General features: G+C 36.8%; 8 protein-coding genes. All 8 read right to left on the bottom strand.

The window, feature by feature from the left end:
- Positions 1 to 348 precede the first annotated feature (348 nt).
- Positions 349 to 1,725, bottom strand: a complete 1,377-nt coding sequence (locus tag JO950_RS09580) for an FAD-binding oxidoreductase (protein WP_202702437.1) — start codon at positions 1,723 to 1,725, stop codon at positions 349 to 351.
- Between the two features lie 5 nt (positions 1,726 to 1,730).
- Positions 1,731 to 2,849, bottom strand: coding sequence for a VOC family protein (locus tag JO950_RS09575; RefSeq protein WP_202702436.1), 1,119 nt, complete (start codon positions 2,847 to 2,849; stop codon positions 1,731 to 1,733).
- A gap of 11 nt (positions 2,850 to 2,860) precedes the next feature.
- The gene (locus JO950_RS09570) at positions 2,861 to 4,180 is read right to left on the bottom strand and encodes a PLP-dependent aminotransferase family protein (RefSeq protein ID WP_202702435.1); all 1,320 of its coding nucleotides are present in this window, start codon (positions 4,178 to 4,180) and stop codon (positions 2,861 to 2,863) included.
- Between the two features lie 55 nt (positions 4,181 to 4,235).
- The gene (locus JO950_RS09565) at positions 4,236 to 8,747 is read right to left on the bottom strand and encodes a non-ribosomal peptide synthetase (protein ID WP_202702434.1); all 4,512 of its coding nucleotides are present in this window, start codon (positions 8,745 to 8,747) and stop codon (positions 4,236 to 4,238) included.
- A 75-nt stretch (positions 8,748 to 8,822) separates the two neighbouring features.
- Complete coding sequence (locus JO950_RS09560; protein WP_202702433.1) at positions 8,823 to 11,534, bottom strand: type I polyketide synthase; 2,712 nt, start codon at positions 11,532 to 11,534, stop codon at positions 8,823 to 8,825.
- 26 nt (positions 11,535 to 11,560) lie between these two features.
- Entirely contained in the window at positions 11,561 to 14,737 is a 3,177-nt protein-coding gene (locus JO950_RS09555; RefSeq protein WP_202702432.1) for a non-ribosomal peptide synthetase, read from the bottom strand.
- A 59-nt stretch (positions 14,738 to 14,796) separates the two neighbouring features.
- Positions 14,797 to 21,048 carry a non-ribosomal peptide synthetase gene (locus JO950_RS09550; RefSeq protein WP_202702431.1) on the bottom strand — a complete coding sequence of 2,084 codons (6,252 nt, stop codon included), beginning with the start codon at positions 21,046 to 21,048 and terminating at the stop codon, positions 14,797 to 14,799.
- A gap of 19 nt (positions 21,049 to 21,067) precedes the next feature.
- Complete coding sequence (locus JO950_RS09545) at positions 21,068 to 25,804, bottom strand: non-ribosomal peptide synthetase (RefSeq protein WP_202702430.1); 4,737 nt, start codon at positions 25,802 to 25,804, stop codon at positions 21,068 to 21,070.
- Between the last annotated feature and the right edge of the window lie 4 nt (positions 25,805 to 25,808).

The following is a 25,808-nucleotide window of genomic DNA, read 5'->3' as shown; positions in this document are numbered from 1 at the left end:
ATTTTATGATCAAATTAAGGCGTTTCACTTTTAATAAAACACAGAGCTTATGTGAAAGAAATGTATTTCTTTTAGACATTCTTTTCTGCACATAATAACCTATGTATCTATGTGTTATTTTTTTTCACGCAGATTTAGCAGATTTTTTAATCCTTTAATCTGTGGCTATTATTTTTCAGCACATAGAAACATAGATTTAATACTCTCCAAAAAAGGCGTTTCACTTATTTAAGACATACAGCGACTACTATGCGTTAGAAACAGATTTCTTTTGTATTCTTTCAGACACATATCCTGATGCATCGGGACTATGTGTGGAATGTTTTTTTATTAACTACACCCAACGGGTTAATTTATTATTCTGTTTTTATCAAATAGCTCCCTGATGCCGTTCATTATATGGATCTGATGGTTGGTCATGGCATCTTCTAAATAGGGAAGATTAATTTTACCAACTCCGTGTTCTCCTGAAATGGTTCCGCCTAGTTCTAGTGCTTTTAGGAAAATGGCTTTCACCCAAATTGCCAGATGGTCTTCCCATTGCTTTTTGCTGCTTTGTTTGTCCTGAAAAATATTGACATGAAAATTTCCATTCCCAACATGTCCGAAAACCGTGTATTCAAAATCATATTTTTGGGCTATCCCTGCAATTGATTTGTACATTTCATCAATTTTAGAACGGGGTACTACAATGTCGATGTCTCTGAAAAACACATGATGAATAACCGCTTCTCCAATTTTAGAACGCATTTCCCATAATGCTTTCACTTCGTTTTGGGTATCGGCTATGCTAATTTCTTCTGGTGTGTAAGCGCTGATAAATTCGCTGATTTCAATAGCCTGCTGCATTAGTTTTTCTGAATCTGTTCCTTCAAGTTCGATCCATAAAATCCCTTCAATACGTTTAGAATCCCATTGTTTTTTATCCAGAAATTTTGAGGCCAGCTCTACTCCTTTCTGATCAATAAATTCAATACTTGAAGCGTCATATCCTTTTACAAAAAACTGCTGTACGCCTTCAAACAGCTTCTCTATTTTAGTAAAGGGAATCATGAGAAGCAGTTCTTTTACGGGAGGCACAAGTTTTAATACTACTTTAGTGATGATGCCCAGAGTTCCTTCGCTTCCGGTAAACAATTGGGTAAGATTATAACCGGTCGCATTTTTAGTTACATTTTTTCCTGTCCATATAATACTTCCATCAGGTAAAACAATCTCTAAATTGATGACATAATCTTTAGTCGTACCATATTTCAATGATTTTGGACTGCCACTCGATACTGCTATATTTCCACCTATGAAACAAGCGTTGGCACTGCTGATGTTTTGCGGAAAATTTAGACCTTCTTTTAAAACCGCATTACGCAAATCCTGAGTGATCACTCCTGACTCTGCTGTAACAATCCTGTCGATTTTATTAATCTCGATGATTTTATTCAACCGTTCCAGCGAAAGTATCAGGCCGTTTGTATGAGATAATGCTCCTCTGCTGACTCCGGTACCACCGCCTCTCACGGTGATACTGGTCTTGGTTTCATTACAGATTTTAAGAATTTTTGAAATCTCTTTTTCATCTTTAGGTAAGATTACTGCCGAGGGTATACTCTCTTCATCAGAGGTGCAGTCTCTGGAATAATTGTACAATAACTCAGCATTCATTAATACATAGTCATGCCCCACTATTTCAATTATAGCATTTATAATATCGGTCTTGCAGCCTGTCATTCTTGTTAAATTTTATTCGAAAGTGTCAGTTCTTCTTCCATTGCTTCAAACAGAGCGTAGATATTATCTAAACCAAAGCCCTGATAATCATTTACTCTTTGTACTATTTCATAGAAAAATGTAGCTCTGTCTCCTATAGGTGTGGTAAAGATTTGAAAGAGCAGGGCTCCCTCTAAAACATCGCACAAGATCCCGTGCTTTTTTAAAGGTTCTACGTCCAATTCAGGATATTTCGAAGCTAATTTTTCATAGTAAGAATCCGGATATCTGGTAAATTTCACACCGGACTCTCTCAATGCTTTTACTGATTTAATAATGTTGTTTGATTCAAAAGCGATATGCTGTATTCCGGTTCCGTAGTTTTGATCGATAAACAATTGTACCTGATTTTTTGCGCCATGTTCCGGTTCAACCAAAACGTTATTAATACTTTTATTACCGGATTGAAGCACTTTCAATAACATCCCGATTTTCTTTTCGCCTTTTACTTTTCTCTCGTCAAATTCGACCACGGTTTTAGAAAGGAAGATGTTGTTAAAATACTTTTCCCATAAATTGATTTCGTTGAGTCTTAAGGCACAAGCGACGTGATCAATTTTTTGCAGACCGGTATCTTCTCCTTCAAAGTTCCATTCGCTCTGTACATTTTTATATCCCGGAAGAAAGTCTCCATTATAATTATCGTAATTGATGAGTACAATTTCATTATCATCAAACATTTTTAAAGATGCCTGTTCTACAAAACCATTTTCATCTGAGGTTAAATGCGGATGTTCTACTGGTATTGCCCCATTTTTCATGGCTCTTTCGAAGAAATCTTTAACATTATCAACGTTTATGGCCAGTCTCTTGATACCGTTCCCGTGAAGATCTACGAAAGAAACTATTTTATACGAACTAGGCTGTGATGCTGAGGTGATCACCAGTTTTATATCATTTTTTACGATATAATAAGAACAACGATCTAAAACACCTGTTTCCGGTCCGGCGTAAGCTATCACTTCAAAACCTAATGCTTTAACGTGCCAGAATACTACCATTTTAGCCATACCCACATAATACTCGACAAAATCGTACTCCATATTAAAAAAATCAGATACGATTATTTCATTGTTGTTTTCCATTTTTATAGTTTTTATTGGTTTTTTACTTTCGATTTTATAAACTCAGACAATCTTTGCACTCCGTTTATGATTTCTTCTTTGGTGACATTACTAAAGGCCAGCCTCAACTCCTTTTCGCCTCCTTCATTCATGTAAAAAAAAGACATAGGGGTAAAAATTACTTTATTGACTTCTGCGCATCTTATAACATCTTCTTTTGGCACTTTAAATGGCACTTTAAGAATTAAGAAAAAACCTCCTGCAGGTAAATTCCAACTGATATTTTCTGCCCAGTACTGTGTTTCCTTATTAAAGAAATGATTCAGACTTTCTAAAAGCTGATCTCTCTTTTCTTTCATACCTGTCCGTTTCTCAGCATTTAAGGATTCGAGCGAAAATTTGTTCTTTAGTAATAAACCGCCAAACATGGCCTGCATTATTGATGGGGTATTTACAGTGACGTATCCTTTCGTTTTCGCCATTAAATCGCTTAGGGCAAAAATTTTACCCTGTACTTTTACTTTTTGTGTAACGACCATTAAACAAAGACGTAAAGAAGGGTATATCGTTTTTGAAAGGGATCTCAAGTAGATTACAGTATCATTTTCATCCAACGATTTTAGAGTAGGCAATTTTTCGTTTTCATAATAAAAATCACCGTAGGCATTGTCTTCAAATATCACAAAATCATACAAACGTGCCAATGCCAGAAGTTTATGCCGGTTGGACAAAGACATGCTGTTTCCGGTAGGATTTTGAAAATCGGGAATTACGTAAACCACTTTTACTTTTTTACCCTTTTCCTGATGCTCCAAAATTTTATCTTCAATTGCTTTTATGGAAGATTCATTTGCAATAACCGGAATACTTTCAATTTTGTAGTCATTGATTTTTGCAAAATGTGTTATCCCAATGTAAGCGGGATCTTCTACCAGAATAACATCATTTTCCCGATCGCAAAGCGTTGTTATTCCAATGGCGATGGCTTCTTGTGCTCCTACTGTGATAAGGATATCTTCCGGATTTACTTTTATAAACTCATCAATAAACAGATATTTTGCAACTTCTGTATTTATGATTCCTTTGGTTCTGTTGTACTGTCCCAGATTTTCCAAAACTATATTTTCTTCAATCCCTTTTTCACGAACATTATGCTGTACAAAATAGTCCAGACATTCAGAAAATTGCCCGATATTGAAATATTTAGCATCTGGTCTGCCTGATGCAAATGAAATTGCCTCAGGATATTGCAACTGAACTTCGTTTAGAAATCCCATCACATCTTCGCCCATAGAAAATAATAATGGGTTTACAACATCGATTGACGGTTGCGAAATTATTTTTTCCATCATTTCTGAATTTTTAAAAGGTTATTTGGTTTTAATTTTAGAAAAGTAAAAGAGTATCTTAAATATTGAATTTCTCGTATTCCTCTTCGTCAACTTCCTCCGTCTGTTTGACTAATTTTTCTACCTCAACCGAGAAAGAGGCTATAGTAAGTTGATGCAATAGGGTTAAAGAAACGGGCGGTATACCGAATCGTTTATAGATTTCATTTTTCATTTTTGCAAGTTTCAAACTGCTTCCTCCCAGAAAAAAGAAGTTATCGTTTACGCTTATTTCTTCCAGTTTTAATAAATCCTTCCAAATCTCCGTTAACTGCTTTTCCGTCTCATTTCTCGCCAATACAAAAGTGTTTTGATTGCTTATGGTATAATTATTTTTAAGAAGGTGTAATTTTTTGAGATCTGCTTTTCCGTTTACGGTTACCGGGATTTCCTTTACGGTCTTAAATTTTTCGGGAATCATATAATCCGGTAAATAGCTTTTCAGAAATGTTCTTAATGACACATAATCTATTTTTTCATTGCTATGCAGATAGGCTGTCAATTCTTTTTCACCATTTTCATCTTCATTCAGGGACAATATTGCTTTTTTTACGGATTGGTATTGTTCCAGGACATTTTCGATTTCTTTTAAATCAATACGATAACCTCTGATTTTTATCTGATTCTTTTTTCGTCCCATATATTTCAAAGTCCCGTCCGGCAGCCATTTGACTAAATCACCCGTTTTGTATAACAAATCGCCCATCTCAGGATCAACAGTATTGGAAACAAACGCCTCGTCTGAAAGTGCTTTATCCTTAAAATAGCCTAAAGCAAGTCCGCTTCCTGCAATGTAAAGCTCTCCGACAGCGCCCTGAGGCATTAGCATTTTTTCTTCAGACAAAACATATAATCCTGTTTTATCAATTGGTTTTCCGATGTTTACGATATCGTCTTGTTCCAAAAATTGCAAACTGGAGATGATGGCGGTTTCAGTTGGTCCATAAAGATTCCAGATACCGGTACCGGTAAGTGCGACCAAATTATTTTTCAGTTGTTGATCCAAATCTTCTCCGGCAGCCATAACCACCAGATTTTCTGTATTTTTCCAGCCTGTGTCCAAAAGCATTTTCCATCTTGTTGGCGTCGTAAGCATGTGAGTTACTGTATTCTCTTTTAGAAAATTATTGAGATGATAAATGTCTTTTCCTTCCTTTTCGTTTGTCATTACAACCTGCCCTCCGGTGATTAAAGGCAAGAAGATTTCTAAAAGTGAAATATCAAATATCAGAGGAGTAACTGCTACAAATTTTATGGTTTGATCCAATTCTAATTGCTGAGACAATGAAACGATTACATTCTCAAGTGAATGATGACTGATCATTACTCCTTTTGGTTTTCCTGTTGACCCTGACGTAAAAATAACGTAAGCTAAATCACTTGAATCTATTGCTACCGCTTCGAAAATACTGTCCCTAACATTGGGAACTTCATGGATGTCTACTTTTACTATTTCGGAAGAAAAAAGACTCGTGTTTTCTTTTTGAACTACCAGTAATTCAGGATTTACTTCGTCTATAATCTGCGTAATTCTTATGTTTGGGAAACCGGAATCAATGGGTAAAAAAGCAGCTCCGGTAAACAGGATGCCCAAAATCCCCACTAATTGATCAACAGAACGGTTGATGCACAACGGGATGATCATTCCTTTTTTAGCTCCTTTTGATTGTAAGTATCGGGCCAGATTTTCTGATTTCTGGTAAAGCGCTTCATAGGTTAGCGAATCAGTACCGTCCGAAACTGCAATCTTATGGGGATGCAAAAGATATTGTTCTTTAAAAAGTTTTAGTACCGAAGTTTCAATACTCTTACTACTGTCCTCCTTTTTAGTTGCACCAATCTCTTTTTGTACAGCGTTAAAAGAATCTTTTAATTTTGTGATATAAGGTAAGCCTTCCAACACACTTGTTTTGTCAATACCAAAATCGATTAAACAGGCAATTTCATTTACTCCTGCTTTTACCACTTTATTTAAGATCGGTAAACTGCTTTCTAAATTTCCGATAAGGCTGCCTTCTTTAAAATATTTGCTCACCGAAAAATCCAGCATTTCGTCAACTGACTTTTCTGTTATTTTTTGAAGTGACGGATCACTGCTCTTTTCCAAAGCTTCTTTCCCATTCATTTCAAGAGACTTTAGCAAGTATTTCTTCATTGATGGTCTTGCTTTTTCCTGTGCTTTTTCTACCGTTTCATCCAGATAAGTGTGTAACATGAGTACCACTCTGTCGCCGCCTTCTTTATGATTATTTTCTTTGTAAGCCTTTCTGTATACCGCAATTTTTTCTTCCAGTTCATCAAAACTAAGATTTAACAATCCTGTCAAAATTCCTGCTCCTATTTCTCCTGCTCTTTTATAGGTTTCTATATTTCCGGTACAGGCAATCCAAACAGAAACTTCTTTCTGAACTGGCTTTGGTAATATTTTAAAAGGTTTCTCTATCGAATCAATTCCTTTAAAATTTACCGAATTTCCGATCCAAAGCGAGCGAACATCTTCTATGGTCTGAATTAAAATATCCTTTCGGTCGTTAAAATTCTCAGGATAAAAAACAAAATCATTAGCATTCCATCCTGAAGCAAAGCAGATGCCTGCTCTTCCTCCTGAAATATTATCAACTACCGACCATTCTTCGGCTATTCTGATGGGATGATGAAGTCCTGCAACAAGGCTTCCTGACCTTATGCCTATATTTTTGGTTCTTGCTGCTACGGCTGCTCCCAAGACACTTGGATTTGGAAAAGGTCCGCCAAATTCATTAAAATGTCGTTCCGGTGTCCAGACTGCACTATAACCATTAAGATCTGCATAAGCTGCTCCAATCATTAGTATTTCATACTGATTTTCTTCTGTTCCGGTATTTCCGAAATAATAAAGACCAAAATCCAACGCTGTACGGCTATCTCCTGTTAATTTATCAGAAAGAATAACATTAGATTGATTTCGGCTCCATTCTGAAATTCTTTTACGTTCACCAGAATCGATGCTCTCCAGAGCACTTATAGCAATTTTATCGTTTGCGATGGTTTCCGTCATTAAATACTCTAAATGATCGGTCAGACGTTTTATTGTTTCCTCCTGATAGATTGCTGAGTTGTATTCGATTTCGTAAAAAAGGCTTCCCTCTTTGGATTCCGCAAAATTAAACGTAAGATCATAAGCTGAATACCCTTCTTTCAGTTCTGCAAATTCAACCACTTTTAATCCTCCCGGAAGGAAATCGTCTTCCAGAGAATCAGCGTCAAAATTTTGCAATACGACAAATACATCAAATAGGGTATTTCTGCCCGGATTTCTTTCTACCTGAAGCTGATTTACGATTTCTTCAAATGGATACTCTCTGTTTTCATAGGCATTGAAAGCATTGGTGTTTACAATATTAAAAAGTTCCTTAAAGGTATTCTGCGCTTCAAAACGGGTTCGCAAAGCAATTGTATCCGCGTAAAAACCTATTTGATCTTCCAATTCAGAAAAATCTCTTCCATACACCGGAAATCCTAAAATAATATCTTTCTGTTCACTAAACTTATAGAACACTAAATTAAATAAAGTCATCAATCCTGTAAACAAGGTTCCGCCTTCGTTTCTGCAATACGTCTTAAACTCTTTTACTGATTCGGCTTTAATGGTGCGTCTTAGCATCCCCACTTCAGAATTTCTAATCACCGGTCTGGTATAATCTTCAGGTAATTGCAGCAAAGGCAGTTCTCCTCCCAGCTGATTGATCCAATATTCTTTTTCTTTACTTAAATTTATATCCTCAAAACGTTTGCTTTTCCATACCGCCACATCTTTATATTGTATTCTGAGCTCCGGTAATAAAGCATCCATTTGCATTACTTCGGCTTTATAGAAAAAGAATAAATCGCGTATCAGAATATTGAATGATCTGCTGTCGCAAATGATATGATGAATGATACTATAAAACAACCATTTATCTGCCTCTAAACGAATTAAGTAAAATTTCAATAAAGGACCGGTCTGCAGGTCAAAAGGTATTCCCCTCTCCTCTTTAATGAACTTGCTTAATCTTTCTTCTGAAGTATCCTCTCCTCTAAAATCAATGTGACTGATCTTAAAATTTAGCGCTTCAGGGCTTTTGATCCACTGGCATATTTCACCACTTTCATTTTCAGCAAAAACAGTTCGAAGGCTCTCGTGTCTGGAAATCAATTCCTGACTGGCTTTTTCAAGCGCTGCAATGTCTAATTCTCCTTCAAACTGAAAGCTTTTTGACATGTTGTAAGCATAATTATCGCCCCAATTGTGGCTCACAATCCATGATCTTGTCTGAGAAGGTGTGAGCGGATAATACATCAGATCTGCGGGTGCCAATGGTATGCTTGCTTCCATTCTGGTTTCCTGCTGCTGTTTTAAAAATTCTACGATTTCAGATTTTCGTACTTTTATTTCCTCCATCACAGCCTCAGAAATCTCTTCACTTGTATAAGAAATTTGAAGATTATCTTCAGATAACCGGATAGTAATATTTTCTTCCGTTAAATAATTCAAAAACTGTAGTGTATCCATAATCAATTCGATTTAAGTAAGTAGAGTAAATTGTCCTAAGAATATTTTACGATTCTATGATTCAGAATAATGGGGCTAAATGGTAATTGTTTTTACTTGTTGGTCCTGTTTGTTGGTAATTGTCTCAACGGTTTCGATTACTTCTCTTACGGAACTATGCTCCATAAAATCCATCAGAGACAACTCGACCTGCAATTCATTTTTAATTTTATTGAGGATTAACATTCCTTTCAGGGAATCACAGCCTATTTCGAAAAGGTCTTTATCCAAATCAAATTTTTCCTCTCCAAGAAATTCAACAAACACAGACTGAATAGTTTCTGAAGTGGTTTCCTTTTTTTTCTGCGAAACATTCACCTTCTCTCTAACTTCGGTTTTTTCCTCTTTTTTAGCCAAAAAATTAAAATTTTCGGGGGTAAGACGGACCACATGCGGATATTCGTTTTTATCGAATTCATAAACCGGCAGCGTGATTTTTGCAGGGTGATTGTCAGCATGGGTTTCTTTCCAATCGATATTTTCTCCTGCGAGCCATAAATTTCTTAAAGTATTTTTTAGGATGTCATCTGCATGAATGGCTTTATCCGTTTGCGATAAGGAAATAGTGACATGGCTATTTTCCTCAAAATTTTCAGCTAAAGTGGTATTTAAAAACTGTGTCAGACCTGTGCTGTCACCCATTTCCAAAAGAACAGCTGAATTGTTTTGCACAATATCACTGAAGGATTTCGACGCGTTAATTTTCAGACTTCTGCCATTCACCCAATATTTTTGAGGAGTTAAAATTCCTTCTTTTATAGTGATGTCTTTGGCTGTTTGTACAAAAGGAATCTTAGCGGGTTGTATGCTTACTTCCTTTTCATCATACAGCATCATCCCGAGTACTTCGTTTAACTGTAATATTCCGGAAACACAGGCTGCGGTATATTCTCCTATTCCAACACCTGAAGTAAAATTGATCCGTATTCCATATTCTTTCAGCAAATTGGCTAAAGTATAACCGGATAGTACCGTAAACACTTTGGCGAGTAATTTATCTCTTGATTTACCACTAACCGCTGTTTCATTCATCCATTTTTTCAGGTCATAATTGCCCAGCTCCACTGTTGCAATACTTTGGTCTATTTTATTCCTAAAGCCTGCATTTTCTTTATAGAGATTACTGTAAAATTGGATATCCGTATGGTTTGTATGAGGAAAAAATAAGAGTATCGTCTTTTTCTTTTCATCAACCTTCCCTATATTTTCTTCATTGCTTAAAATATCGGCATACAAGAATAACTCTTCTTTGTTCGTACAGCTTATTGCGGCTCTGTAATCAAAATGTCTTTTTCCGGTTTGAAGGGTATAAGCAACTTCGTCCAAAGCAATGTCGCTTTCATTTTTTAGGAACTCCTTAAATTTTAAAAGGTAATTTTGAAGTGAACTCTTTGATTTGGCCGAAAAAAGGAAAAGACTGGATGTTTCTTTTGTTTCATTTTTATCTTTTTCCGGCGCTTCTTCTAAAACCAGATGCACGTTTGTTCCTCCTATTCCAAAAGAACTTACTCCGGCTCTACGAGGCTCATTATTGACCGATTCCCATTTCTGAAGCTCTTTTTGGACATAAAAAGGGCCTTCGTTAAAATTGATTTTGGGGTTTGGGTCGCTGTAATTTATCGTTCCCGGTATCTGACGGTATTTTAAACTAAGTGCTGTTTTTATTAAGCCTACAACTCCTGCTGCCGTATCGGTATGACCAATATTGTTTTTCACTGAACCCAGTAAACAATTGTGTTCTCTATTATTTTCAAAAGCCATGTTAAGTGCTTCTACTTCAATCGGGTCTCCTAAGGTTGTACCTGTTCCGTGTGCTTCTACATAACTCACACTATCAGGTGCTATTCCGGCCATTTTATGCGCTAATCTTATACATTCCATTTCTCCTTCAATACTTGGGGCTGTATAACCTACTTTTCTGTTCCCGTCGTTATTGGCGGCACTTCCTTTAATTACGGCATAAATATGATCTTTGTCTTCCAGCGCTTCTTCCAGTCGTTTAAGTATTACAATTCCAACGCCTTCACTGCCGATGGTTCCCGTTGCTTTTTTATCAAATGCTCTGCAATGTCCGTCTTTGGAATAAATAGATCCTTCTTTGTATTCGTAACCGAATCTGGGCTCCAACATTAAAGAAATACCTCCGGCTAAAGCTACTTTCGCTTCTCCAAATAAGAGTCCACGGCAAGCCAGATGAACGGCTGAAAGTGAAGTCGAACAAGCCGTATTGATTGAAAATGAAGGACCTGTCAGATTTAATTTATACGACGTTAAAGTGGGCAAATGATCTTTGTTTGTTATAAAATCAAGCGTAAGAGGATCTAATGTACTGCCGTCGCTATTTAGGGCAACATGTGCTTTCCAGGGCAAATCACCTCCGCTGCCCGCATAAATACTGATTGCTGATTCTGACAGGCATCCGGCATCTTCCAGAGCTTGCCAGGCCGATTGTAAAAACATACGGTGTACCGGACTCATTAGTGCTGCCTCATAAGGTGTAAATCCAAAAAAGGCAGCATCAAAACTTCCTTTATTCCCTAATTCTGCTATGACCGGAATGTGCACCTTTTTGTTGGTCTCATTTGTAACAAAGCCTCTTTTAAGAAGTTCTTCTTCTGATAAGGTATAAACAGACTCTTCTCCTTTTGAAATGTTGTTCCAAAACGTTCTCCAGTCATTTGCTCCCGGCACCTGACAGGACATTCCTATAATCGCAATTTCTAAACCTGTATTATCGTTTGTTGCCATTTGATTTTACTTTATTGAGATACTTCTTAATTTATTTGCTGCTTCTTTTTTAAAATTGACAGGGTCTGATTGGCGACGTCAACCGATTTAGAATTTTTTTCGTTCACTTTCTCAAGACCAGGCTCTATATCTTGTGTAATATGATGGGTAAGTGCCTCGATATTGCCACACTTAAATGCATTGAGTACTTTTAAGTTTATATCCAATTCTTTGTTGATGAGCCGTACCATTTTCATAAGGGAAATGGAATTACCTCCTATTTCAAAAAAGTTATCCTGTATGCCAATATTTTCATTACACAGGATCGCTTTCCAGATGTTTAGTATTTTTGCTTCCAACTCGGTTTTAGGCAAAATATATTGTTCGCTTTTGCTGGTTTGCTGTCCTAAAGTCAATAAGGCTTTCACATTTGTTTTTCCATTGATCAACACTGGAAAGGTCTCCACCCAAATTATCTTTGAAGGAATCATATACGACGGCAATTTTTGCTGCAGCTGTTTTTTTAATGATTTCTCGTCCAGTTCTGCAGCTCCCGTATAAAAAGCAACGATTCTTTTCTGATCATCCTTTTGGTTGTCCACTAAAACTATGGCCTTTTTAATGGTTTCCTGTTCCCGAAGTACCGCTTCAATTTCACCAAGTTCGATACGATACCCGTTTAATTTAATCTGACTGTCTTTTCGGCCAATGAATTCAATAACTCCATTAAAATGCCAGCGGGCTAAATCGCCTGTTTTATAGAGTTTCTTCCTGGAAAAAAAATCAGTCATAAAAACGTCTCTTTCAAGGCCTTCATCATTTACATATCCGTTTGCAACTTGCTCGCCGGCAATACAAATTTCTCCCGGAACTCCTATGGGCACCAGGTTATTTGCGGTATCCAGCAGGTATATTTTTGAACCTTTGTTAGGTATTCCTATGAGTTGCGGATTGTAACTTTTCTGTTTCTGTAAATAAGTTTGTCCCGTTATAAAAATGGTTCCCTCAGTAGGTCCGTACAATACATGAATAGAAGCATTAGGGAATGTCTTTGACAAATCTTCCAAAGTTTCGTTTGAAGAAACTTCTCCCCCCATAAATACGTTTGTAACCTGCGAGAAACGATCTGCAATACCAAAATCAATACTATAATCCAATAACTGTCTCATTAAAACCGGTACAGCGTGGAAGCCATTGATCTTTTCAATTTCTTTGCTCAAAAGCGCAAGATCTTGTATGGTCTCAGAATTTAATATCGTGATGGTCCCCCCTATCGTTAAAGGATAAAAAGCTTCGAAGAAAAAAATATCAAAAGAATTTGACGCTAAAACCGGGAAATGGGTCTTACCATCTGTTCCGAATTTTTTTCTGCAATTGGCCAAAAGTACACTGAAATTGCGATGTGTCACCATAACTCCCTTGGGCTTTCCCGTAGACCCTGAGGTATAGATCGCATAAGCAATCTGAGAAAGTTCTATTTCTCTGTTTATAGCAGTCTCATTCTGAGTAGAGTTTTCAAATTCTTTGATCGTATCTTCATTGACTACTACTACACATTGACTGCTTTCTACTATGATTTTTTTTCTTTCTTCCGGAAAATGAATGTCAATTGGAACATAAACGGCACCCAATTTAAAAATGGCCAAAATAGTTACGATTAACATTTCTGATCTTTCTAATGCGACTGCAACAAAATCGTGCTCTTTTATATCATAATTCTGAATGAGATAATGTGCCAGTTTATTACTTTTTTCATCTAATTCCTGATAGCTAAGAGATTCTTCCTTATACTTTACAGCCGTTTTATTTGGATTTTTTAAGACTTGTTTAGAAAAATATCCGATGATCGTATGGTTTACTGTAATATCAAAAGTCTCTCTGTTGAAATCAAAAAATAATTTGTTTCTTTCTTCTCCTGCCACTAAATCAATTTCAGAAAATAAACTGTCGGGATTATTGAGAACCTGAAGGTAGAGGTACTCAAAAGATTTTTTTAAGTTTTCTATAAATTCCGAACTGTATTTTTGAGCATTATAGGTAAACCTTAACACGGTATCAATCCCCGGAACTATGGCCAGTGAAAAATTATAATTTGTTTTTTCAAATGCTTCTACCGCTACTACTTCTAAAGTGTCCTGAGCCGAATTAATCAACTCATCTTCTGCATACTCCTGTGAAGGATAATTTTCATAAACCACCAAAGTATCAAACAACTGCTGTCCCAGATTACTATTGGATTGTATTTCTGCCAGTTGAATATAATGATTTGGGATACTTCTTATGGCTTCTTTTTGGGTATCGATCAGGATATTCTTTATCGTTTCTTCTGCATTGAATTTTATCCTTACGGGAATCGTATTAATAAAGAGCCCCAACATTTCCTCTATTCGATCTACTTCTGAAGGTCTGCCTGACACTACACTCCCAAAAACGACATCATCGGTATCATTGTATTTGGCAAGCAGTATTCCCCAAATGGTTTGAAAAAAGATATTTTCGGTAATTCCTAATTCCCGACAGAGTGCTGTAACAGTCCCTTTATTTTTTCCGGATAGCGTATGAAGTACTTTAACTTCCGTATCCTGACGATTTTGATTTTCCGGGTTAAAAAATGGTATTCCGGTATTAGTTTCAAATCCGGAAAGATATTCCTCCCAATAAGCCGCTATACTTTTTTTATCAAGTTCCATCAGCCACTTGCTGTAGGCTGAATAACTTGGCGGTGCAGGTAGCTTAATCTCCTGACCTGCCAATAAACATTTATAGGCGTAAAAAAAATCTTTTATTAAGAGTTCAATACTCCAGCCATCTAAAATAATGTGATGGTAACTCCAGATAAACTCAAATACATTTTCCCGTAGCTTAATAACAGTTAATCTTATTTGTGAGCCTTTGTAAAGATTAAATCCTTTGTCTCTGTCTGATTTTTTAAAATTCTCCAAAGAAAAATTTTCATTGGCGCTCTCGTCCCGGTAATAAAAACCGGAAGGAACACTGTCCAGTACCACTTGCAAAATATCATTTACGGTAGTGTTGTTAAAACAGGTTCTTAGGGTATCGTGTCTTGACACCAAAAAATCAAATGTTTTCTGTAACAACTCCACCTCAACTTTCCCATAGATGTGGTAACAGGATTGTTCAAAATATTCATTTTCTGATATTTGCCAGCGAAAAAAAATTCCTTCCTGTAAAGGATTCAGTGCATATATTTCTTTTATTTTCATAGATTAAATACGGTTCGATTTTAAGGGGGCTTTAGGTTTTATTGTTGTTGTTTATTGCATTAGATGGTGATATTTTCGCTTTCGACATCTTCCAGTTCTTCGTTATTGGCCCAAATGACATTGTCAATTTCGTTCGCCAGACTCTCTATGGTTGGATTGTTGAACAAATCAGATAGGGTAAGTTTCACTTCTAACTGATTGTTGATAAGGTGGAACATTTTTACAGCTTTTAAACTGTGTCCGCCCAGATCAAAGAAGTTATCTGCGAGTCCTATTTTTTCTATTTCTAAAACAGCTTCCCATATTTTAGCCAGTGTTTTTTCAGTAGGTGTCACGGGTTCCGTATAGGCTGCACGTTCTGTTTCCAGATCGGTAATTTCAGGAAGTTTAGCTCTGTCCACTTTTCCGTTGATGTTTAACGGAAACTCTCGCAAAAAGACAAAATGATTGGGGATCATGTATTTTGGCAATTGGGTTCTGAGCCAGTTTTTCAAAGTGTTACTTTCAAGATCTTCATCGGTAACCAAATAGGCAATTAATTTTTTTTCCGCTGCTGTACCTTCTGTTATAACCACCAAGGATGAAAATATTAATTTGTGGGTACATAAGATATTTTCAATTTCTCCCAGTTCGATTCGGTAACCTCGCAATTTTACCTGATTGTCTTTTCTGCCTACAAACTCAATTGTATCGTTATGGGTCCACCTGCCTAAATCACCCGTTTTGTAGAGTCTTTCCTCTGTTTTATAAGGGTTTGTTATAAACTTTGAATGGGTCAGTTCGGCATTGTTCAGATAACCTCTTGCCAGACCGTCGCCTCCTACACAGATTTCACCAATGACTCCTTTAGGTACCAGCTGATGGTTTTTATCCATAATGTAAACAGTACTATTACTTATCGGAACACCTATCGAAACGGATGTTTTTATCGGTAAGTCAATGGTATGGGTTATCGAAAATGTTGTGTTTTCCGTAGGCCCATAACCATTGACGACTACTAATTCAGGATAAGTACTTTTCAGTTTCGTAATATGATGTGGAGATAAAACATCTCCTCCGCATAGTATTGTTTTTAAGTTTTTGAATAAGATTAGATTTTCGTCTACTAACTGATGCAGCCAGCCTGCGGTAAACCACATCATGGTGACTTTTTCGTTTGCAACCACCTCGTTCATCCCTCTTACAGACAATAGTGTATTTTCGTCGCAAATGACCAGAGTTCCTCCGTTTAAAAGCATTCCCCAATACTCGAAAGTACTGGCATCAAACGAAAAAGCTCCTGTAGCCAGTAATACTTCTTCTCCGGTAAGGTGTATGAAATTGTTGTTTTTGACTAGCCTGACAACGCTTTGCTGTTCTATTAAAACGCCTTTTGGCTCTCCGGTAGAACCGGAGGTGTACATGACATAAGCCAGATCGTTTGCTTTCGCATAAATACTTTCAAACTTAGACGAATAATTAGCCTGTGATTGTACAAAATCTTCGATTAGATCCGCCGCAATCAGGCATTCGGCATTCGCATCTTTAATGATGTAACTGATTCGTTCCTGCGGATAATCGGCCGAAATGGGTACGTAAGCACAACCCGATTTTAACAAGGCTAAAATGCTTATGATCTGCCATTCATTTTTTGGCAAATAAATGGCCGCCAATTCTCCTGTTACTTTGTAATTTTCTTCCAGATAATTGGCCAGCTGATTGGCAACATTATTGAGTTCCTGATAGGTGTACTTTTGTTTTTTGTATACCAGAGCTGTTTTTTCGGGTGTCAGAGCGACCTGCTTTTCAAACAATTCGATAATCGATGAATCTTTCGGATACGCGGTTTGATGACCGTTTAATTCTTCCAGTAAATGTTTTTTCTCTGCTGCTGTCAAACAATCGATCGCACTTATTTTTTGGTCTCCGTTTTGGGTAACCTGTACTAATATCTGCTCTAAATGGTTAAGCAATGCCGTGATTTTTTCTGAAGAGAATATATCAGTGTTGTATTCTAATGTTAGGGTAAGTGTCGAATCGGTCACTAAAAAATCGAACGTCAAATCAAATTTGGCAGAGATTCCATTTCCTACAGCATCAATAATCGCATCATATGACTCTAAATCTGATGCCTGATTGTTTTCTTCTCTGGCGGTAACGATGATGTCAAACAACGGATTTCTGCCGGCATCGTATTTAATGTCTAAAAGTTTAATTAACTCATCAAGTGGAAATTTTTGATGTTCTTTGGCTTTGATTACATTCTCTTTTACTTGTTTTAAAGTTGCTGTAAACGAAGCGTTTTCATTTAAATGGGTTCGCAACGGAATGGTATTGGCATAAAAACCAATCTGATCAAACAGTTCCGGATAGTCGCGGTTTACAATTGGACTACCTGTGATGATATCCTGATCTCCGGTATTTTTATAGATTAAAATATTGGTTACGGCTAAAAAGACCATGAAACGCGAAACTTCTTCGTTCTCACATAAGCTGTTTAGGTCTTTCAAAATACTGCCTTCCAGAACTTTTGATCGTACTGCGCCGTTATGTGTTTTGATGTTGGGTCTTTTTTGATCTCCCAATTCACTTACTATTGGCAAACTGCCTTCAAATTGTTTCAGCCAGTACTTTTTATCTGCTTCAATTGCATCACTTTTAATCATACTTTGCTCCCAGGCTGCATAATCCTTGAACTGTATGGCTAAAGGCGGTAAAGTAATTGCGCTGTTTTCGCTGTACTTTTCATATAAGGCGTACAGTTCTTTTACAAAAACATCAGTTGACCATCCGTCAAAAATGATATGATGAAAAAGAATACTGATGATCCATTTATCTTCTTTAACGCTTATCAATGCTGCTTTCATCAGAGGAGGCGTTTCTAAATTAAAAGAGATATCAGCTGTTTCGATAAGCGCTTTTTGTAAATCCTTTTCTAAGGTTTCGCTGTTACGCAAATCCAAATATTGAATTTTTAAAGGTTCTGTTTTTTCGATCGGAATGATGGTTTGTCCCGGTTCACCATTTTCATTGGTAACAAAAGCGGTTCTTAAGATTTCATGTCGCTCTATTAAATCGTATACTGCTTGGGTAAAAAATTCTAAGTTTACGGCTTCATTTTTAATATCTATTATTCTAATATTATAAGCTCTATTTACCTGAGCATCTATAGAACATATATTATACATTCGATACTGAGAAGAGGACAAAGGATAACTTGGTGCTATTGCTGCCTGTGGAATTGTTAGGGTGTAGCTGTTTAAAGAGCGATCAATATAGGCAGCCTGTTCTTCTATAGTAGGATGAATATATATTTCTTTTATGTTAAGGTGCATGCCGAAATTCACAAAAATCTGATTGGACAGCTTAATCATTTTTAAACTATGTCCGCCTAAATGGAAGAAGTTGTCCTGAATTCCAACCGCTTTTCGGTCCAGAATGCGCTGCCATATTTCGGTTAGTTTTATTTCGGTCTCCGTTACAGGCTTAACGTAATCTGCTTTCCTTACGACATTGGTATCTAAAGGATTCGGTAGTTTTTTAGCATCTACTTTTCCGTTTACCGTTAATGGAATCTCCTCTAATTGTACGTAATAATCCGGAATCATAAAAGAAGGCAATATTCCTTTCAGAAAATGTACCAGCTCTTGTGCATCCATTTGTTTTGTGGCCTTTAAATAAACTACAATTTCTTTCTCGTCGCCTGAGACTGTAATGGTTTTGGCAATGGTAAAATCTACGTATTCATTTGACAATAGAGCATTTTCTATTTCCTCTAATTCAATTCTGTATCCTCTTACTTTAACCTGATTGTCTTTACGGCCGACAAATTCTATTTTGCCGTTTGGAAGTCTTTTGACCATATCGCCTGTTCTGTACAGCTTTTCATCGGTCTTAAAGGGGTTTACCACAAACTTTTCGGCAGTTATTTCTTCCTGGTTCAGATAACCTCTTGTTACCTGATTTCCGGAAATACACAATTCTCCTATGCTGTAAATCGGACATAGTTTTAAATGTTCATCCAGTACATAAGTTGCATTACAGGCGTTACTTTGTCCTATTACCGCATTTGGAAATTGTTTAACGTTAGGCAAGTAACTTTCAGAGGTGATAAAAATAGATCCTTCGGTTGGACCGTACAGTACGTTTATGACTGCATTGGTAAATACTTCTCTTATTTCTTCGAGAATCCCGACAGGTACTTTATCTCCTCCTATAAAAATCGATTCTATATGGGGATAGGATTGCTGGGTATTGTTCGTTTTTATATGATCAATAACCGCTCGCATCAGCGTTGGTACGGCATGAAAACTATTGGTTTGTCTGAGAATTTTTGAAAGATCCTCCATGTCTTTTATTTCATCATTGGATACCATCACTACTTTTCCTCCTGCCAGCAGGGGATGAAACAATTCAAAAAGAAAAATATCAAACGAATTGGAGGCCAGCAAAGGCAGTACGGGCTTTTGAGAAATGACAAAACTGTTTTTTGTATTGACCAGCAAAGCACAAATGTTTCTATGCTCGACAAGCACTCCTTTTGGTTTCCCCGTCGACCCTGAAGTATAAATAAGATAGGCTAAATCTGATGGTGAAATTTTGACCTTTGAGATCGTCGTATTTGCTTTAGGATGTACTTTGAAACGATTGATAAAGTCCTCATCAATAACAATCGAACTGTTACTATCTTCCAATATGTAATCTACTCTGTCCTGTGGCAAATTAATATGCAGCGGAACGTATACAGCACCGGCTTTTAAGATTCCCAACAGCGCAATAACCAGCCAGTCATTTCGATCCAGCTGCATGGCAATAAAATCTCCGGGCTGTACTTTATATTCTGAAATAAGAAAGTCCGCAAACTGATCTGCAATTCCATTTAACCCGGTAAAGCTGTACTGCTCTTCCCCATAAACTAAAGCAATCTGATCCTGATTCTCCTGCACCACATTTTCAAACAACTCCACCAAAGTGTATTCTGCAGCAGCTTCTTTCAGCATGTCATGACCGGACAAAGACAATACGGCTTCTTTTTCTGATTCTTGTAAAAGTTCTATTTCAGAAACCGGAATATCAAAGTTTTCTGCTATAGTATGTACGACTTGTTCAAAATGATTTTTAAGCGCTGTAATATCCCTTTCATCATATTTTTTGGCGTTAAAGGTGAAACGGATACTGATGTCTTTTCCTGGTACAATTGCCAGTGAAAAGTCATAGTTTTCTCCCTCATAAGATGCCGCTTCTAACAATTTTATATTTGTTTTTTCACTTTCGGCTATCACTTCGGCAGCTATATAGTTTTCAAAAACAATGATGTGATCAAACAACGACTGACCGTTATTTACGCTGCGCTGTATGTCACTAATGGCCTGATAATGATAAGGCAAACTTTGTATGGCCTGCTCCTGTGTCTGCAATAAGATTTGCTTTACGGTAGTCTGATCGTCAAATGAAATCCTTACCGGAATGGTGTTGATAAAAAGCCCGATAATATTGGCAACATCATGAATTTCTGCAGGTCTGCCCGATACTACTCCACCAAAAACCACATCATTTGTATTGTTGTATTTGGCTAGTAAAATTCCCCAAATCGTCTGAAAAAAGACATTTTCGGTACTACCATTCTCCTGACACAAAACAGCCAGTTTTTCTCTTAAACTTCCACTAATGGTATAAAAAATTTCTCCCGGACTAAAAGTTTCTGTATGCTGTTTTGGAAAAGGTAACGTACTTAAGCCCTGAAAATCTTCCAGATAATGGTTCCAGTATTGCAATGATTTTTCTTTGTCATTTTTCATCAACCATTTCACATAGTCTGAATAGGAAGTTGCTTTCGGTAAAATGTTTCTTTTCCCTTGAAGTAAACCTTCATAAAGCGTAAAAAATTCACCAATCAAAATACCGATGCACCAACCGTCCATGATAATGTGATGATGGCTCCAAATTAATTCATACTCGTTTTCACTTGTTTTTACAACGGTAAGACGCATCTGTGAACCTACAGTCAGATCAAAGCTTTTTGCAATATCCTGCTCTTTTACTGCGGCTATGGTTTCGCTTGTATTTCCGGTAATGTCCAGAAAAGTAAAGTTGGAAGGCACTTCGTTTTGAACAATCTGCAAAAGATCTTCCCCTACATTATCCCGAAAACAAGTTCTGAGCACATCATGTCTTGCAATCAGCTGATCGTAACTTTCTTTAAGATAATTGATCTCCAATTCAGCTTGTATTTTATAAGATGACTGCTCAAAATACATTGATTTAGAAAGTTTCCAATGGAAATAAATTCCTTCCTGCAATGGTGTTAACGGGTATATATCTTTAATTTTCATAGCTTTTTTAGTAGTACGGTTACAGCATTTTGTTTAATTCTTCCAGACTGCTCAGGTCCAAACCTTTATAAGTGAAATCAACAGGGGTTAAATGAGTTTCTTTTTCTTCGGAAAGACTGGAAATCAAAGATTCCAATTCGTATTTATATGCTTCTTTTAAGTTTTCTATGGTTTCATTTCTGAAATAGTTAGTATTAAATGAAAGCATAATCTGCAACTGGCCATTGACTAAAATTCCCGATACATCCAGTGTTCCCGTTCTTTCGGTATTGGCTGCTATTTCTCTTCCTTTTGGAATATCGGTGAACTGAAAGATTTGATCTTCTTTGTTTGATTGTCCTAAATCAAAATCACCCAGGTAGTTAAAGGAAACATCTGCTTTTACATTTAATTCGCAGTCTTTTAAGTATTTCAAAATCCCGAATCCAATGCCTTTGTTTGGAATTCGATGCAGCGTTTCTTTTACTTCTATTAATTGACCAATGTTATCCTGTTTCTTTTTAAGAGTGATGAGTACGGGATATATCGTGGTAAACCAACCCACCGTTCTGGTGATGTCTATCTCTGAGTTAATATCTTCTCTTCCGTGACCTTCGAGCTGAATCGCTACTTTATCGATATCAAAATTTTTACCGATTGCAAGCGATAAACCAGCAATTAAAACATCGTTTATATTGGTTTTATAAGCTTTGTGTGCTTCTGTCAATAATTTTTCGGTAACGCTTAGATCGAGTTGAAATACTTTTGTTTCAAAATCTTTATAAAAATTATTGCCCTCATAATCAAAATCTTTTGGGAGTTCGGAAGTACTGAACTGTGTTGCTTCGTTTATAGAAGACCAATACACTTCTTCTTCCATCATGGTCATTGAATTGGCATATTCCAGTTGTTTTTCCTGCCAGTATTTTAACGAATGTGTTTTTAGAGGTAATTCTAATGCTGCTCCTGCTTCGTACTGCCCGTATAAAGTCATTAAATCTTCTAAAATAATTCTCCAGGAAACACCGTCAATCACCAGGTGATGAGAAAGCAGCAACAAATAATCAGTATCTTCTCTTTTGAACAAAACTGCTTTAAACAAGGGGCCTTTTTCTAAGTCGAAAGAAGATTGATACCCATCGCAAATGGTCTCAAATTCAGAAGCAGTAACATTGGAGTGAACCTGCAGTTGGAATTCAAATCCATCATTTTTGATTTCCTGAATCCATTCGTTGCCTTCCTCTTTAAATACCGCTCTTAAAACATCGTGCTGTACGGTTAGCTTTTGAAAGATCTTTGTCAATCCTTCTTCAGACAAAGACTTCGATGATTTTAGCAAGATCGATTGGTTAAAATGATTTTTATGCTGTGAAGTCACCTCAAAGAAATATTTCTGAATTGGCGTAAGCGGAATGGTTCCTTCTACTGCATTTTGATCGATCTCCTGCTTTGCCAGTTTTACATGAAGTGCTAATTCCTGTATGGCAGTAAATTGCATGACATCCTGTACTGTTAATACAAAACCAAGCTGTTTCAATTTGGAGATAATCTGTATGGCTTTTATCGAATCTCCTCCCAATGCAAAAAAGTCATCTTCTGTACCAATGCTTTCTTTTTGCAGAATTTGCTGAAATACATGTACCAAAGCAGCTTCTGTTTCATTAGAAGGTGGTACATACGAGTCCCCCTTTAAGGTATGTTTATTGGCTAAAACTACTAAGGCCTTTTTGTCTACTTTACCATTCGGCAGTAACGGAAATTCATTGGACTGTGTATAGCTTGTTGGTATTGCAAATACCGGTAATTGTTCTTTCAGGTACTTTTTAAGATTGTCAATATTTATTACAATATCGGTTAGTATATGCCCTACCAAAGTACCTTCACTGTAGGTAACAACTGCTCCGTTAATGCCTTTAAAATTCAAAAGCGCATTTTCGATTTCGCCCAATTCCAGACGATTTCCTCTTATCTTGATTTGATTGTCTTTTCTACCTAAAAACTCAATATTACCATCTGAAAATCTCTTGGCCAAATCTCCTGTCTTGTACATTTTGGTTCCGGTTTCAAACGGATTATCGACAAACTTTTCTTTGGAAAGCTCCGGATTATTCCAGTAGCCGCCTGAAAGCCCTTTACCGGCAATATGAATTTCTCCAATCAGACCGTCAATGGATAATTCATTGTTATCATTCAGAATGTAAACCGAGCTGTTGGCTATTGGTTTTCCGATAGAAGGAATAAATTCCGCAAACGGTTCATACACATAATAACTGGCCCAAACGGTACATTCTGTAGGCCCGTATTCATTAAAAAGTTTGCAGTTTTTTAGTGTAGTCACCTTCTGATGCAGATCAACCAGCTGTTTGGTACATTCTTCCCCTGCTACAATTACTGTTTTTAATTTATTTGGATGCTCTCCTAACTGGTTCAGCAATAGTTGATAGTAAGAGGGAACCGTAAGTAAGTGAGAAACCTCTTCTTCTACCAGAATATCTACTATAGTATCGACATCTGAAACTCTGATTTTAGGAGCAAAAACCAATTTAGCTCCTCCCGTAATTGTCCCGAAAATTCCGGCAATAGAACTGTCAAATGAGATCGAAGACAGTAATAAAAATGCCGTTGCATCAGGATAAGTCTCCAGTCTTGCGATAGTAGAAAACATTAAATTTTCATGATTGATAACGACTCCTTTGGCATTACCTGTAGATCCTGAGGTATAAATTACATAGGCCGCATCAGCAGGATTCACTTCTATCACGAATGCAGTACTTTCGGCTGCAATCGAATCCATTTGAATGTCTGTGGCAAAAAACTCTCCTGTATAAAAATCAAGGTCAAAAAGATAATCGGATTGCGTGAGCAGAACGTTTAATCCGCTGTCCTCAATAATATGCTGAATTCTTTGTTTTGGATATTCCGGATCGATCGGCACATAAGCACTTCCTGTTTTTAGAATTCCCAGAATGCAAACCAGTACATTTTCAGAATTATCAATCATTAATCCTATAAAATCGTTCTTTTTGAGGGTATGATTGGCTAACAAATAATTGGCCAATCTGTTCGATGCTTCGTCCAGCGCTTTATAGGTGATTTTTTTATTTTTGAAAACCACTGCTATAGCTTCGGGTTTTTCCTGTACTTGCTTTTTAAATAAATCGAGTATTGTTTTGCTTTGGTCATACGCCAGAACATCACCTTTAGAAAGTTGCAGAAGTGCTTCTTTTTGCTGTTCTCCGATATGTTCTAATTTATAAATTTGTTCCTTTGGATTCTTTACAATAGAATTCATGATAACCGAAACATGATCTGCAATCTGATGTACTATTTTTTCTGAAAAAACATCCGTATTGTACTGAATATTCTGCACTAAATGGTTCCCGTCTTTGTAGAAACTGAAAACCATATCAAAACGGCTGGTTTTTAGTTTTTCTTCAAATTCATATTCCCAAACTTGCAAGCCTTCCAAACTTTCGCTTTTTTTAGAATTGTCATTTTCTCCGTAGATCACCTGAACGTCAAAAAGCGGATTTCTGCTTGGGTCTCTTTTTAAGTTTAGCTCTTTCACGAGTGTTGCAAAAGGAAACATTTGATGCTCGTATGCACCTACTACCTGTTTCTTGGTGTATTCTAACAATTCTAAAAAAGTATTTTCTTTTTTAAACTGCATTCGAATGGCCAGCGTGTTACCATAATACCCAATCTGATTTTGCAGATCTTCGTCTTCCCGCCCTGAAACCGGAGTTCCGATAATGATATCTTCCTGGGTAGAAAATTTATACAGCAACGTATTAATTACGGCGGTTAATCCCATAAACATGGTGGCACCGTTTTCTCTTATCAGTTTTTCAAGGTCTACTGATAATTTGGCGTCGATTCTTTTTTCTACTGTTCCGCCATTGAATGTTTGCAGAATTGGTCTTTTTTTATCCACCGGCATCGTAAGAACCGGCAACTCACCCTGAAACTGATCGAGCCAATAGTTTTTTAACTCTTCGTATTTTTTGCCGGTAAGCTGTTCATTTTCCCAACTGGCGTAATCTTTATACTGTATTCTTAACGCATTTAATGCATTCGCTCTGTTTTGCTTTTTAGAATTGTAGAGTTCCAGTATTTCGGCAATGAAAATATTCATGGACAAAGCATCCACAATAATGTGATGTATGGTATAAATAAAAGCCCATTTGTTCTGCGCTAACTGGTAAAGCTTCGTTTTAAAAAGCGGTCCTTTTGATAAGTGAAAAGGAATCAAAGCCTCTTTGGCAACCTGTTCTTTTAAAACTTCATCGGCATTTGAAACGTTTTGTAAGTCCGCATGTTCAATTGAAAAATCGATTGCTTCTATTCCCTTAACAATCTGATTTGCTCCTCCGTTACCGTCTTCTTCAAAAACAGTTCTCAGACTCTCATGTCTCGATACGATTTCCTTCAGAGATTCATTTAACGTATTTTGATCCAGTACGCCTTCAAAAATATATCCTCCAACCGAATTATACGCCACATTTCCTTTTTCGGACTGGCTTAAAATCCAAAGTCGTAACTGGGAGGAAGACAGGGCATATTTTGCATCGGGGCTTATGGCAGCTTCCGGAATGGCAACTGCTTTGTCGTATTTGTATTGATTAATAAAACGAATTAAATCGGCTTTGTTTCTTTTAATCTCGTCAATAATATCGGGAGTCAATGCACCTGCAGGAGCCTTAATGTCAAGGTTATCGTCTTTTACGTCAATGTGAATGTTTTGTTCTTTTAATTTTAAATATAAATCTGATGCCATAAGA

This window comes from Flavobacterium sp. UGB4466 (assembly GCF_903469665.1).
Lineage (GTDB): Bacteria > Bacteroidota > Bacteroidia > Flavobacteriales > Flavobacteriaceae > Flavobacterium > Flavobacterium lipolyticum.
Note: the sequence above shows the minus strand (reverse complement) of the source record. Positions and strands in the feature narration are given on the sequence as shown.